The organism is Phenylobacterium kunshanense (genome assembly GCF_003254525.1).
GTDB lineage: Bacteria > Pseudomonadota > Alphaproteobacteria > Caulobacterales > Caulobacteraceae > Phenylobacterium > Phenylobacterium kunshanense.
Genome location: NZ_QFYS01000001.1, coordinates 223,857 through 237,245, shown reverse-complemented (window position 1 = coordinate 237,245; position 13,389 = coordinate 223,857). Strand labels below are relative to the sequence as shown.

The following is a 13,389-nucleotide window of genomic DNA, read 5'->3' as shown; positions in this document are numbered from 1 at the left end:
CCGGTCAGGCGACCGGCTCGGCCGCCTTCTCCAGCACGAAGTCGTCCTGGTTGGGCGCCAGCGTCGCCTTCCAGTAGTCGATCAGGCCAAAGGGCCAGTTCTGGCTGACCCGACCGAACTGGTTCTTGTACCAGCTCGACACGTGAGGCGAGCCCCAGGCCCAGCCGGCGTTGGCCTCGTCGACCCTACGGTTGAAGTCGTCGTAGACCTCCTGCTTCGGCTCGATCGCACTGGCCCCGGTCTCGGCCAGCAGTTTCAGGCAGCCGATCACGTAGCGGACCGCGCACTCCGAGAAGAAGATGATCGAGCCGTTGACCACGATGTTGGTGTTCGGCCCGTACAGGGTGAAGAAGTTCGGGAAGCCGGGGTGGGTGATCCCCAGATAAGCCCGGGCGTCGCCGCCCCAGGCGTCATGCAGGTCGCGGCCGCCGCGGCCCTTCACCTTCAGGTACGACAGGAAGTTCGAGGCCTGGAAACCGGTGCCGTAGATCAGCACGTCGACCTCGTGCACGGTCCCGTCGGCGGTGACGACACCCTTGGGCGTGATCCGCACGATCTTGTCGGTGATCAGCTCGACGTTCGGCCGCTTCAGGGCCGCCAGCCAGGTTCCGTTGTCGAGCACCGAGCGTTTGCCGCCGATCGGGTAGTTGGGGGTGACCCGCTCAAGAAGCTCCGGCCGGTCGGCGGTCTGGGCCCGGTAGGATTCCATCACCATCTCGCGGAGCATGGCGTTCTCCGGCCCCACGGCGTAGGTCGGGCCGCTCCAATTCGGGTCGGACTTCACCATCGGCAGGAAGCCCTCGGTGGTCATCCAGAACAGCCAGAAGCGGTACCACTTGTCGAAGAACGGTACGTGCTCGAGGGTCCACTTCATCCCTTCGGGAACGTCTTCGTGGTAGTGCGGCACGGGCAGGCCCCAGGGAGGCGTGCGCTGGAAGACCTTCAGCTTGCCGACCGTGGGGGCGATCTCGGGCACGAACTGGTAGGCCGACGCGCCGGTCCCGATCACGGCGACGCGCTTACCTTTCAGGTCGACGTCATGCCGCCATTCGGCTGAGTGGAACGCCGGCCCCGCGAAGCTGCCGATGCCCTCGATGTCAGGATAGTTGGGGCGGTTGAGCTGGCCCACGGCCGTCACGACGGCGCTGGCCTCCACCACCTCGGTCTTGCCGTCCTTGCCCTTCAGCGTGGCGCGCCACACGCCGCGCGAGTCGTCCCACGCCACCTGCTCGACCATGGTCTCGAAGCGGATATGCTTCTTGAGATCGTGCTTGGCGGCGACCTTGCGGAAGTACTCCAGCAGCACGGGCTGGGGCGAGAAATGCTGCGGCCACTCGTGGCTCGGCTCGAACGAGTAGCTGTACATGTGGTTCGAGTTGTCCACCCGGCAGCCCGGATAGGTGTTCTCCAACCAGGTGCCGCCAACGTCGGGGTTCTTGTCGACGATCTCGAACGGCACGCCCGCCTGGCTGAGCCGGATGCCCGTCAGAATGCCCGACATGCCGGCGCCGATCACCAGCACCTTCAGCCGTCGCGCGGCCTCCTGGTGGATTGGCTTGTCGAACTTCGGATCCTTGGAGCTCTCCCCCTTCAGGGCAAGCTCATCCATGAGGAAGTCGACGTACTGCTCGGGGATCGGCGCGCCGGCCACGAAGTCCATCTGCCTGCGCAGGATCTCGGTAGGGGGATTGGGCATCTGCAGGGGCTTGCCGCCGAGATATTCCCGAATCGCCGCCGCGGCGCGTTTGCGGATGTCGGCCTGAACGTCTTCAGGCAGGCCGGTGTCGCCTCGCGACAGCGGGTTGTAGACCGGGGTCCAGTCCGCCTTCAGCCAGCTCGTGTCGCCGGTCATGTGGACCATGGCGGTCATCAGCGCCGGAAGGTGAGCGTCTTTCAGTACGTCTTCCAGGTTCGACGGGATCTCCGACATGCGCTCCTGCCCATAGGTTATCGTTGTTCTGGAAGGCAGAATGACTCCCGCCGCCGCGTCGCGGAAGTCCTCACGCCACGTCAAAGGCTTACTGTTGCGCAGCGCGTATGCGCGAGATGAGGTCTGCAGACAGCGCCAGGCCCGAGGCGGCGATGTTTTCGCGCAGATGTCCTGAGCGCGTGGCCCCGAACACGGCCGCGCTGACCCCCGGATTGGACAGCACATAGGCCAGCGCCGCCTGAGCGCCGGTCATCTCGGGCAGGTCGTGCAGAAAGCTGAAGCGCCGACCCTTGGCGAGTTCGCCCCGGTGCTTCGCTAGCGCCCGCGCGGCGTACCAGATGTCCTGCGGCCCCTTGAGGCGCGCCAGCAGCGGCCGCGTGTGTCCCATCGCCAGCGGCATCCCTGCGAGGACGCCTTTACCCCCCGCGGCCGCGCGCGCGATCAGCGGCTCCCGCTCGGGCCTGAGGACGTTGTAGTCGACCATCACGACGTCCACCTGCGGCAGGCCGACGGCATGCTCGATGACGAGTGGATCGAAGCTGTTCAGGCCGACGGCGCGCGCCACCCCCCGAGCCTTCAGGCTTTCCAGCGTCGGAAGCAACGCATCGAGCTCGGCGGCTGACGGTCCGTGCAGTTGCAGCAGTCCCAGGGCGTCCAGGCCCAGATTGACCAGGCTGCGCTCGGCGCTGGCGACGATGGCGGATGGGCTCATGTCGCGAGCGATGCGCCCGCCGCCGGCGTGATAGGTCCCGGCCTTGGTCGCAATCACGAGCTGCGAGGTATCGCGCCCCTTCAGCGCCCGCCCGAGTCGTGGCTCCGCTTCCCCCGCCGAATAGCTCGCGCCAGTGTCAAACAGCGTGACGCCGAGGTCGATCGCCTCGTGGACCAGGCCCAGCGCCGTCCGCTCCTCGAACCGCGGCTTGCCCCACCAGCTCGCGCAGCCGAAGCCGAGTTCGGAAACCCGCAAGCCCGTGCGCCCCAGATCGCGGTAGCGCATCAGTCCCAGCTCTCGGAAAGCGCGCCGATCACCATTTGCGGCTCCGCCGCGGGTCCGGCGTCCTCTTGGTCTGCCCGGGATGGTGGGCGGCGAGGGATTCGAACCCCCGACCCCCTCGGTGTAAACGAGGTGCTCTAACCAGCTGAGCTAGCCGCCCTTGGCGCTGCTTCTAGAGCAGCCTAGGCCGGGTTGGCGAGGGTTTTGCCCACGTTGTCGGCCCTCAGCCACGCCGAGAAGAACCGGCCCACCACCAGGAACACCACGGCCGCGCCGAGCGCGATCGCCGCGTGCATCAACCAGAACTGGCTCGCCGGCATCCGCTCGAGGTAGCGACCGAGGATCCCTACCGTCTGATTTCCGGCGAACAGGTGCAGGTAGTAGACGCCGATGATCGTTCCCCCGAGGGCCGCCGGCGCGGCACGGGCGTAGAGCGCCAGCGAGACGGGCATCATGTTGGCGAAGGCGATGCTGTTGAGGACATGGAACAGCACGCACCACCAGATGCTGACCTTTGTTCCCGTCGACTCCGCAATGGCCGCGCCCGCCGCCAGGGCCAGGACGCCCGTCACCGAGATGAAGGCGCCGATGGTCAGCTTCCCGATCTCGTCCGGTTCGGGGAAACGTCTCGCCCACAGCCGCCAGAAGATCACCATGCCCGCCAGGAACGACACCGACACGACGCTGTCGAGCGTGACGAGCCATGTCGTCGGAACCTTGTCGCCGCCGAACGTCAGGTCGACGCCGGTATCCGCCCAGATCAGGTAGGCGTTGAAGATCTGCTGATTGCACAGGACGGATGCGGTCAGCACGGGCAGCAGAAGGACAAGCAGCGCCACGGTCCTCCCCTCGCCTGGCTGAAGTCGAGGCCGTTCCGCACGCGCGCCGCGGCGAAGCGGCGGCTCGGGCGGCAGGTGGCGACGTCCCCAGAGGTAGATCGCCAGCGAGATCAGCATCCCGACCCCCGCGGCGCCAAAGCCGTAGTGCCAGCCCACCGTCTCGCCCAGCGTGCCGGCCACCAGCGGCGCGGCGATCACGCCGGCGTTGATCGCCAGGTAGAAGATCTGGAAGGCGTCGGCCCGTCGCAGGTCCTTTTCGCCATAGAGCGTTCCGACCTGGCCCGCGATGTTCCCCTTGAAGCACCCGGTGCCGAGCACCAGGCACAGGAGGGCCAGCAGGAAGGTCTCGTCGAACGCCATCAGAAAATGGCCAGCCGCCATCAGCAGGCCGCCGATGATGATGGTCCGCGTCTTGCCCAGGAGGCGATCGGCCAGGAAGCCCCCCAGGATCGGCGTCAGGTAGACGAGGCTGGTGTAGAGCCCGAAGATCGCCGACGCGATGGCCTGGGTGGACGCGCCCGGCCGGTACACGAACTGGATGACCTGCTCGAACGCCGCGTAGCCGACGATATTCTCCACGCGCGGAGCGAGCAGCAGGGTCTTGGTCATGTAGAGGACCAGGAGCGCCTGCATCCCGTAGTAGGAGAAACGTTCCCACGCCTCGGTGAACGCAAGGTAGCCCAGTGCGCGGGGATGGCCGAGGAAGGCCGTATCGCCGTCACCGGCGGACCTGGTCGTCATGGAATGCTCCGAATTCGACCGAACCTTAGAAGAAAATGCCGGGCTTGAGAAAGGCCGCCGCCATCACGGAAATGCCGATCGCGATGAAAACGAGCGCGGCCGCGATCCGCACATATTTCAACGGCACGACCTTCGTGGCGGCCTCGCCCAGGAACACCGCGGGCACGTTGGCCAGCATCATCCCCAGGGTGGTCCCGGCGGTAACAAGTAACAGCTCCTGGAAGCGCGCCGCGAGCAGCGTTGTGGCGATCTGGGTCTTGTCGCCGATCTCCACCAGGAAGAACGCCACCAGGGTCGTGAGGAACACGCCGCCCGCCGTCCGCGCGCCGGCGTCCTCGTCCTCCTTGTCCGGAACCAGGGCCCACAGGCCCATGCCGATGAAGCCCGCGGCCACGAGAAACTGGAAGGTCGGACCGCTGAGCCATTTGGCGACGACGAACCCCAGCGCTGCGGCGCCGGCATGGTTCAGGATCGTCGCGAAGAAGATCCCGAAGATGATCGGGACCGGCTTGCGGTATCGCGCGGCCAACATCATGGCCAGGAGCTGGGTCTTATCGCCGATTTCGGCGACGGCCACGAGGCCGGTGGAGACGAGGAAGGCTTCCAAGGGCACACACATCGGGACGCGGCATGGACACGACGACGCCAGACTCCCGCCGCGCCCGTAGGCTGAAGGAGCCGCGCCGCCGGTCTCGCCAATCCGGGCCCGAAGGCCCGCCGCCTGCGCCATGGCCCCGAAGGTCCAAGTCTGTTGACGCAAGGCTCCGCTGAAATGCGGACGGCTACTCCCCGAAGGACAGCATCCTCCTAGCCGCGGTGGGCGTTCGCCTCAAACGAAAACAGCGGCCGCGTCGCACGGCCGCTGCTTCTTCGCGACGATCGCCGTCGTCAGCTGTTGAGCGCGCTCTTCAAGGAGTCGCCGACCCGGAAGCGGCAAGTCTGCGTGGCCGGTCGCTTCACCTTCTCGCCCGTGCGCGGATTACGTGCGGTGCCGGCGGCGCGCTTCACGGGCACGAAGCTGCCGAAGCCAACCAGGCGGACTTCCTTCCCATCCTTCAGCGAGTGCGACACCGAGGCGATGAAGGCGTCCAGCGCCTCCTTGGCCTGAGCCTTGTTCAATCCTGCACGATCGGCGATCGCCGAGACGAGTTCGGCCTTTGTCATCTTCTGTTTTCTCCCAGCCCCAATTCTTCGTTTTTGGCGTGGAGGGTCTGGGCCGCGCCCGCCTACGCCTTAAGGCGATTAGGCCCAAAGGAAGCGGCGCCGTCAAACGCCAGCGGCGCGGGTATGACCCCGCGCCGCCTCGTTGACACAAGTTTTGATCGCGCCCGGGCGATACCGGGCCTTCGAACTTAGTGGGTAACCATGGCGTCGGCGGCGTCGGCCTCCGCCGCCTCGTCCGCGGCCACCGTGACCGGCGTCGAATCATCCCATTCGATCGGCGTCGGTTGCCGTGTCAGCGCCTTGGCCAATACTTCGTCCATGGTCGTCACTGGGATGATCTCCAGCGCCGACTTCACGTTGTCCGGGATGTCCGCGAGGTCCTTTTCGTTCTCCTCGGGGATCAGCACCGTCTTCACGCCCGAGCGAAGCGCCGCCAGGAGCTTCTCCTTGAGGCCGCCGATGGCGGTGACCCGACCACGGAGCGTGACCTCGCCGGTCATGGCGATGTCGGCCCGGATCGGAATGCCCGTCAGCACGGAGACGATGGCCGTGGCCATGGCCGCGCCGGCAGACGGACCGTCCTTGGGCGTGGCGCCGTCCGGAACGTGGATGTGGACGTCGGTTCGCTCGAAGATCGGCGGTTCGATGCCGAACTTCGTGGCCCGGCTGCGGACGTAGCTGTTCGCCGCCGAGATCGACTCCTTCATCACGTCCTTCAGGTTGCCCGTGATGGACATGCGCCCCTTGCCGGGCATCTTGACCGCTTCGATAGTCAGGATGTCGCCGCCGAACTCGGTCCAGGCCAGGCCGGTGATGATGCCGACTGCATCGTCCTGGTCCGTCTCGCCGTAGCGGTACTTCTTGACGCCCGCGTACTTGCCCAGCCGCGCCTCGTCGATGGTGATCGACTTGAGGTTCTCCCGTCCCAGGTCGCGCACCGTCTTGCGGGCCAGGTTGCCCAGCTCACGCTCGAGGCTCCGCACGCCGGCTTCCCGCGTGTAGTAGCGGATCAGGCCGCGGATCGCGTCCTCCGGCACCACGAACTCTTCCGGCTTCAGGCCGTGGTCCTTGGTCAGCTTCGGCAGGATATGCCGCTTGGCGATCTCGACCTTCTCGTCCTCGGTGTAACCGGGGATGCGGATGATCTCCATGCGGTCCAGCAGCGGCTGGGGCATGTTCAGCGAGTTCGCCGTGGTGACGAACATCACCGGCGACAGGTCGTAGTCGACCTCCAGGTAGTGGTCGGCGAAGGTGGAGTTCTGCGCCGGGTCCAGCACCTCGAGCAGCGCCGACGACGGATCGCCGCGCCAGTCCGAGCCCATCTTGTCGATCTCATCGAGCAGGAAGAAGGCGTTGGTGGTCTTCGCCTTCTTCATCGACTGGATGACCTTGCCGGGCATCGAGCCGATGTAGGTCCGACGGTGGCCGCGGATCTCGGCCTCGTCGCGCACGCCGCCCAGGGAAACGCGAACGAACTCGCGGCTGGTCGCCTTGGCGATCGACTTGCCGAGCGAGGTCTTGCCGACGCCGGGCGGGCCGACGAGGCATAGGATCGGCCCCTTGAGCGTCCCCACGCGGCTCTGGACCGCCAGGTACTCGAGGATCCGTTCCTTCACCTTCTCCAGGCCGTAGTGGTCCTCGTTGAGGATGTCCTCGGCCTTCTGCAGGTCGATGGTCTTCTGCTTGGCCTTGCCCCACGGGATCGACAGCAGCCAGTCGAGGTAGTTGCGCACGACCGTGCTCTCGGCCGACATCGGGCTCATGTTGCGCAGCTTCTTCAGCTCCGCCTCGGCCTTCGTCCGGGCTTCCTTCGACAGCTTGGTCTTCTTGATACGCTTCTCGAGCTCGATCAGCTCGTCGCGATGGTCGTCCTGTTCGCCCAGCTCGCGCTGGATCGCCTTCATCTGCTCGTTGAGGTAGTACTCGCGCTGGGTCTTCTCCATCTGCCGCTTCACGCGGTTCCGAATCTTCTTCTCGGTCTGCATGACCGAGATCTCGCCCTCCATCAGGGCGTAGACCTTCTCCAGGCGCTTCACGACGTTGAAGATTTCGAGCAGCTGCTGCTTCTCGGCGATCTTGACGCTCAGGTGGCCGGCGATGCGGTCGGCCAGCTCGGACGGGTTCTCGATCTGCGGGATCGCGGCCAGCGCCTCCGGCGGGACCTTCTTGTTGAGTTTGACGTAGTTCTCGAACTGCTCGACGACCGCACGCGACAGCGCCTCGGCCTCGGGCGATCCGACGCCATCCTCCTGCACGAAGGCGATCTCGGCCTCGTAGTATTCGCCCGAGCTCGTGAAGCGGGTGATCCCGGCGCGCGCCTTGCCTTCCACCAGGACCTTCACCGTCCCGTCGGGCAGCTTCAGCAGCTGGAGGATCGTGGCGACGACACCGACGTCATAGATGGACTGCGGCGACGGATCGTCGTCGTCCTTGTCCTTCTGGGTGGCGAGGAGGATCTGCTTCCCTTCGCCGCGCATCGCCTCTTCGAGCGCGCGCACGGACTTTTCCCGGCCCACGAATAGCGGCACCGGCTGGTGCGGGAACACCACGATATCCCGCAGCGGCAGGATCGGCAGGATCTTGATCTCTGACATGATGCTCTTACTCCTGGCGGGCCCCTCAAGTGGCGACCTCGCCTGCCGGATCGTGGTCACTCAAACGATGCGCTTGAGTCGGACGACCCGTCCGCCGGACCGGCGGCGTGTTCAACGATTTATGTGGACGGTTTCGCCCGCCTTTCAAGCGCTGCGAGACCCCTGCGCGACACTGCGCCCCACGCCTTGGGCCCAAAGGGCCGAACGGCGGAAGCGCCCGCCACACGGAAGGCCGTGCCGGACACGCGCCTCAGATAGGGATTCGGGCGCCGAACGCCACCACCCCAGGCCTCAGGCGGAGAGCGCCTCTTCCACCCAGTCCAGCCGGTCCTGGCCGAAATAAAGCTCGCCATCGACGAAGAACGTCGGCGCCCCGAAGGCGCCCCGGGCGACGGCGTCCTCCGTCGTGGACTTGAGACGGGCCTTGGTGGCCTCGTCCTCGATCAGCTCGCGGAACGCCTCGGCGCCGATGCCGGCGCGCTCCAGAACCGGCGCCATCTCGGCCGGATTCCCGAGATTGCGCGGGGTGCGCCACATCGCTTCGAACACGGCCTCCAGGTAGGGCATGAACCTGGGGTCGCCCTGAAGGCCCGCCGCGCCCCGCATCAGGTGCAGGGTGTTGATCGGAAAGTGCGGGTTTCGCTCGAAAGGCACGTCGTGCTTCGCCGCGAACCGCGCCAGGTCCCGGCTGGTCCAGGCGGCCTTGGCCGGCGTTTCGGCGGGTGACCGGTTGCCGGTCGCCTTGAACACGCCACCTAGCAGGAACGGCCGATAGTCGATCTCAGCCCCGGTCCGCTCGGCGATCCCAGGCAGACGCTTGAAGGCGATGTAGCTGGCCGGGCTGCCGACATCGAACAGGAATTCGACCGTCTTTCCCATCAGAAGCTCTCCATCCAGGGGCGCAGGTCCAGTTCATGCGTCCAGGCGTCCCGCGGCTGCGCGTGCAGCATCCAGTAGGCATCGGCGATGTGGTCTGGGTCGAGAATCCCGTCCTGGTCCTTGAGCGCGTATCGCTGCGGGAAATTTTCGGCGATCCAGGCGGTGTCGATCGCGCCATCGATGATCGTGTGGGCCACATGCACGCCCTTCGGCCCGAGTTCCCGCGCCATGCTCTGGGCCAGGGCGCGGACGCCATGCTTGGCCGCGGCGAAGGCGGCGAACCCCTCGCGGCCCCGCACGCTGGCCGTGGCGCCGGTGAAGATGATGGTGCCCCGCCCGCGCGGCGTCATGCGGATCGCCGCCTCCCGGCCGGTCAGGAACCCCGAGAAACAGGCCATTTCCCACACCTTGCGGAACACCCGGCCCGTGGTCTCGGCGATTGGGAAGCGGACATTCGCGCCGATGTTGAAGACGCATGCCTCGATCGGAGCGATTTCCGTTTCGACGCGCTGGAACAGGGCGACCATCTGATCCTCGTCCCGCGCATCCACGCCGAAGGGATGCGCCTTCCCGCCCTCTGCTCGGATCCGGGCGGCCAGCGGCTCCAACTGGTCTGCGTGCCGGCGGACGACCACGGCCTGCAAACCCTCGCGGGCGAACCTTCTGGCGATGGCGCCGCCAAGCGCATCGCCGGCTCCGATAACGACAACAGATCCGCTCATGCTTCGATTAGATGATGGTCATCATATCTGCGCAAGGTCCGGGAATCGAAAAGGCCCTGCAGATTTCCTGCAGGGCCTCCCGAGTCACACGAAGTCGCAGACTGTCTAGGCCGCGCCGCCCTTGTCCCGCCGCTCGGCATAGATGATCAGCGGCTGGGCGCGACCCTCGATGACTTCCGCGTTGACCACCACTTCCTCGACGCCGTCGTAGGTCGGCAGTTCGTACATCGTCTCGAGCAGCACGCCTTCCAGGATCGACCGCAGGCCGCGGGCGCCCGTCTTGCGCTGGATCGCCTTGCGGGCCACCGCCATCAGGGCGTCGTCGGTGAAGGTCAGGCCCACGTTCTCCATCTCGAAGAGGCGGCAGTACTGCTTCACGAACGCGTTCTTCGGCTCGGTGAGGATCTTCACCAGGGCCTTCTCGTCCAGGTCTTCCAGGGTGGCGATCACCGGCAGACGGCCGATGAATTCCGGGATCAGGCCGAAGCGCAGGAGGTCGTCCGGCTCCACCTGGCGGAAGATCTCGCCCGTGCGGCGCTCGTCCGGGTCCGACACCTTGGCCCCGAAACCGACCGACGTGCCCTGCCCGCGCGCGGAGATGATCTTCTCCAGGCCGGCGAACGCGCCGCCGCAGATGAACAGGATGTTGGTGGTGTCGACCTGCAGGAACTCCTGCTGCGGATGCTTGCGCCCGCCCTGCGGCGGCACGGAGGCGACGGTGCCTTCCATGATCTTCAGCAGCGCCTGCTGGACGCCCTCGCCCGACACGTCGCGCGTGATCGACGGGTTGTCCGACTTGCGGCTGATCTTGTCGACCTCGTCGATGTAGACGATGCCGCGCTGGGCGCGCTCGACGTTGTAGTCGGCCGCCTGCAGCAGCTTGAGGATGATGTTCTCGACGTCCTCGCCGACGTAGCCGGCCTCGGTCAGCGTCGTGGCGTCGGCCACGGTGAACGGCACGTCGATGATTCGGGCCAGGGTCTGCGCCAGCAGGGTCTTGCCGGTGCCGGTGGGACCGATCAGCAGGATGTTGGCCTTGCCCAGTTCGACGTCGTTGTTCTTCGTCGCATGGTTCAGGCGCTTGTAGTGGTTGTGGACGGCGACCGAGAGCACCTTCTTGGCGTGGTCCTGGCCGATCACGTAATCGTCGAGGACCTCGCGGATTTCCTTCGGCGTCGGGACTCCGTCCTTGGACTTCACGAAGGAAATCTTGTGCTCTTCGCGGATGATGTCCATGCACAGTTCGACGCATTCATCACAGATGAACACAGTCGGGCCCGCGATGAGCTTGCGGACTTCGTGCTGGCTCTTGCCGCAGAAAGAGCAATACAGCGTGCTCTTCGAATCTCCGCTGGCGGCCTTGGTCATGGTCTCATCTCACTCTTTCGACGGAGCCGGCCGATGGTCAGGCCCGCGCCGACCCGGGACGCCTGCGCCCTAGCCTTGCAGGATACGCGCCGCGGGTTGTCCAAGTCTTGACATTCCCCGATCCGCGCCAGGATCACAAGCCTTCGCTCGCGGGAGCGACATTGTGCGGCGCAGACCCCCGATCCTCGGGCGGCTCGCCTTACCAAATGGGAAACGCGCTGAAATGGCACAAGAGCGTGACGACCTGCCAGAGGATCCGGTGGCCGCTCCGCCCCTTGTGGCGTTTGATTTCGACGGCACCCTGACGGTCAGGGACAGCTACACGGCCTTTCTCAAATGGCGCACGCCGCAGGCGGCCTGGATTGCGGGTGGCCTGAAGCTGATTCCCGCCGCCGTCGCCTATCTGTTCCACCGCGATCGGGGCCGGATAAAGGCCGCCGCGACCAAGGTGTTCCTTGGCGGAACGCCCCGCGAGCGACTGGAAGCCGACGCCCGCAAGTTCGCCGAGCTCTATTCGCGCCGCCTCCTGCGACCGGACGCCGTGCTCGCCTGGAAGCGATGGCAGCGCGAGCGCGTCCGGCTGGTCATCGTCACCGCCTCGCCGGATTTGGTCGTGGCGCCGTTCGCCCGCGGCCTCGGCGCGCATGACCTCCTCGGCACGCAACTGGTCTTCGACGAGCGCGATCGAGTCACCGGCGCGTTCGCGTCCCCCAACAACCGCGGTGCCGAGAAGGTCATTCGCCTGAAGGCCGCGTTCGGCGACGCTCTCCGCGTGCGCGCCGCCTATGGCGACACCGGGGGCGACACCGAGATGCTGGCCATCGCCGAGGAGCCCTACTACCGGGTCTTCACGGGCCGACCGTGAGACACGCCTCGCCAAGCGCGCTCGATATGGTGGAGCCGCTGCTGGCCGAGCTCCGGACGCTGCCGGGCCTGACGGAAAGGACCCGCGGCGTGTTCTACCGGAAAGGCCGCGCCTTCCTGCACTTCCACGAGGATCCGGCCGGCCTGTTCGCCGACCTGCGCGATGCCGAAGGATCCGACTTCGACCGGGTGGACGTCACCCACGGCGAAGGCCGGGAGATGCTGCTAACCGCCGTCCGTGACCGGCTCTAGGGCGGGCCGGCGATCGCGGCCCAGGCCGAGGAGAGTTGGCGTTCGAACTCGCTCTGGCTGAATGCGGCCGCGGTAGCCTGCCCCGCCGCGCGGCGTAGCGCGAACGTCTCGCCACTCCGGAGTTGGTCGATGCGCCGGGCCAGCATCTCGGCGACCTCCAGGTGCGCCTCCTCGTCGAACCAGTCTCCATTCTCAGCCGTCGCATATTCCCGGCCGCCACCCCCGCGAAAGCCGATCACGAGCGCGCCCGTCGCCATCGCTTCCAGGGGCGGCAGACCCAGCCCCTCCATCTGGCCGGTGGCGAGGAATATCTCGCTCGTCGCAATCGCCTGCGCGACGCCAGCTCGCGAGAGCCCCTTGATCTCGACCCAGGGCACGTCGGCGAGGTCCGGGCGCTGCGACCAGAGAATGCCGCGGATAAGCCGCCACTCCTGAGGCCGACGGTTGGGGATCGCGGCGATCCGCAGGTCGCGGGGCGCGCCGGCCGCCGCGGCGAACACAGGATCCAGTGCGGGCCTGACCACATGGATCGGGCGATCCCAGCCCATCCGCTCCACCATGTCGGCCGCGAAGCCGCTGGGCGTGATCATCGCCTCGGCGCCCCAACGGCGTACGGCCATCAGGTCGGAGAACGCCGCGAAGGTGTAGAACGGCCCCTGGTTGTGCAGGATCTTGCGCGCGGACGTCTCCAGGACCGCCAGCGCACCGGCCCCGAACATCTCGCCCACGACCACCACGTCGTCCGGGGACAGCCCGCCCGTTCCGACCTGCCAGGGGGCCTCGAACCCCGGCGGAAACGGCTCGGGACCAGTTCCGTCGGTGCGGACGAACAGGAAGCGCGCGTCGTAGCCCTGTCGCCGCAGCGCGGCCACGTGCTCGAGGTTCACGAACTGGCCGCCAGTGCGATGGACGCCCTGGGTGACGTAGAAGATCCTCAACGGCGCGCCTCGTCCTCAGCACCCCAGACTGGCGCGAACCGCTGGATACGAAAAGGGCGCCGGCTCGACGCCGACGCCCCCCAGAATTCTGTCAGACGCGCGAG

At 66.6% G+C, this 13,389-nt stretch carries 12 protein-coding genes and 1 tRNA gene; 2 read left to right on the top strand and 11 right to left on the bottom strand.

The features are described 5' to 3' along the window. Positions 1–4 precede the first annotated feature (4 nt). The 10 genes from DJ019_RS01085 to clpX all read right to left on the bottom strand — a co-directional run bounded on the left by DJ019_RS01085 (position 5) and on the right by clpX (position 11,231). Positions 5–1,930 (bottom strand): flavin-containing monooxygenase, encoded by a 1,926-nt coding sequence (locus DJ019_RS01085; RefSeq protein ID WP_111274138.1) that lies wholly within the window; start codon positions 1,928–1,930, stop codon positions 5–7. Between the two features lie 88 nt (positions 1,931–2,018). Beyond that, the gene (locus DJ019_RS01080) at positions 2,019–2,927 is read right to left on the bottom strand and encodes an aldo/keto reductase (protein WP_111274137.1); all 909 of its coding nucleotides are present in this window, start codon (positions 2,925–2,927) and stop codon (positions 2,019–2,021) included. 80 nt (positions 2,928–3,007) lie between these two features. Then, a tRNA-Val gene (locus DJ019_RS01075) sits at positions 3,008–3,084 on the bottom strand. 22 nt (positions 3,085–3,106) lie between these two features. Next, positions 3,107–4,504: a peptide MFS transporter gene (locus tag DJ019_RS01070; RefSeq protein WP_111274136.1), complete on the bottom strand. Its 1,398-nt coding sequence runs from the start codon at positions 4,502–4,504 to the stop codon at positions 3,107–3,109. A gap of 25 nt (positions 4,505–4,529) precedes the next feature. Continuing rightward, positions 4,530–5,111, bottom strand: coding sequence for a TMEM165/GDT1 family protein (locus DJ019_RS01065; RefSeq protein WP_111274732.1), 582 nt, complete (start codon positions 5,109–5,111; stop codon positions 4,530–4,532). 281 nt (positions 5,112–5,392) lie between these two features. Further along, positions 5,393–5,692, bottom strand: a complete 300-nt coding sequence (locus DJ019_RS01060) for an HU family DNA-binding protein (protein WP_276309968.1) — start codon at positions 5,690–5,692, stop codon at positions 5,393–5,395. Between the two features lie 164 nt (positions 5,693–5,856). After that, positions 5,857–8,262: an endopeptidase La gene (gene lon, locus DJ019_RS01055; RefSeq protein ID WP_111274134.1), complete on the bottom strand. Its 2,406-nt coding sequence runs from the start codon at positions 8,260–8,262 to the stop codon at positions 5,857–5,859. A gap of 291 nt (positions 8,263–8,553) precedes the next feature. After that, on the bottom strand, positions 8,554–9,141 hold the full coding sequence (locus tag DJ019_RS01050; protein ID WP_111274133.1) for a 2-hydroxychromene-2-carboxylate isomerase: 588 nt from the start codon (positions 9,139–9,141) through the stop codon (positions 8,554–8,556). After that, a complete protein-coding gene (locus DJ019_RS01045; protein ID WP_111274132.1) occupies positions 9,141–9,863 on the bottom strand; it encodes an SDR family oxidoreductase in 723 nt (240 codons plus the stop codon). The genes DJ019_RS01050 and DJ019_RS01045 overlap by 1 nt, the downstream gene beginning before the upstream one ends. Before the next feature lie 105 nt (positions 9,864–9,968). Further along, a complete protein-coding gene (clpX, locus tag DJ019_RS01040; RefSeq protein WP_111274131.1) occupies positions 9,969–11,231 on the bottom strand; it encodes an ATP-dependent Clp protease ATP-binding subunit ClpX in 1,263 nt (420 codons plus the stop codon). A gap of 223 nt (positions 11,232–11,454) precedes the next feature. Here clpX and DJ019_RS01035 point away from each other — a divergent pair, with 223 nt between their 5' ends. Then, positions 11,455–12,096, top strand: a complete 642-nt coding sequence (locus DJ019_RS01035; protein ID WP_111274130.1) for an HAD-IB family hydrolase — start codon at positions 11,455–11,457, stop codon at positions 12,094–12,096. Positions 12,097–12,122: 26 nt separating this feature from the next. Continuing rightward, a complete protein-coding gene (locus DJ019_RS01030; protein ID WP_165843836.1) occupies positions 12,123–12,347 on the top strand; it encodes a hypothetical protein in 225 nt (74 codons plus the stop codon). Here the strand turns inward: DJ019_RS01030 and DJ019_RS01025 are convergent. Continuing rightward, positions 12,344–13,285, bottom strand: a complete 942-nt coding sequence (locus tag DJ019_RS01025) for a glycosyltransferase (RefSeq protein ID WP_111274128.1) — start codon at positions 13,283–13,285, stop codon at positions 12,344–12,346. The two genes, DJ019_RS01030 and DJ019_RS01025, sit on opposite strands and share 4 nt — an antisense overlap. Positions 13,286–13,389: the final 104 nt, after the last annotated feature.

Bases quoted from the DNA above. Each gene is read 5' to 3' on its own strand.
- DJ019_RS01085 (WP_111274138.1), bottom strand. From the start codon at position 1,930: ATGTCGGAGATCCCGTCGAACCTGGAAGACGTACTGAAAGACGCTCAC.
- DJ019_RS01080 (WP_111274137.1), bottom strand. From the start codon at position 2,927: ATGCGCTACCGCGATCTGGGGCGCACGGGCTTGCGGGTTTCCGAACTC.
- DJ019_RS01070 (WP_111274136.1), bottom strand. From the start codon at position 4,504: ATGACGACCAGGTCCGCCGGTGACGGCGATACGGCCTTCCTCGGCCAT.
- lon (WP_111274134.1), bottom strand. From the start codon at position 8,262: ATGTCAGAGATCAAGATCCTGCCGATCCTGCCGCTGCGGGATATCGTG.
- DJ019_RS01050 (WP_111274133.1), bottom strand. From the start codon at position 9,141: ATGGGAAAGACGGTCGAATTCCTGTTCGATGTCGGCAGCCCGGCCAGC.
- DJ019_RS01045 (WP_111274132.1), bottom strand. From the start codon at position 9,863: ATGAGCGGATCTGTTGTCGTTATCGGAGCCGGCGATGCGCTTGGCGGC.
- clpX (WP_111274131.1), bottom strand. From the start codon at position 11,231: ATGACCAAGGCCGCCAGCGGAGATTCGAAGAGCACGCTGTATTGCTCT.
- DJ019_RS01035 (WP_111274130.1), top strand. From the start codon at position 11,455: ATGGCACAAGAGCGTGACGACCTGCCAGAGGATCCGGTGGCCGCTCCG.
- DJ019_RS01030 (WP_165843836.1), top strand. From the start codon at position 12,123: ATGGTGGAGCCGCTGCTGGCCGAGCTCCGGACGCTGCCGGGCCTGACG.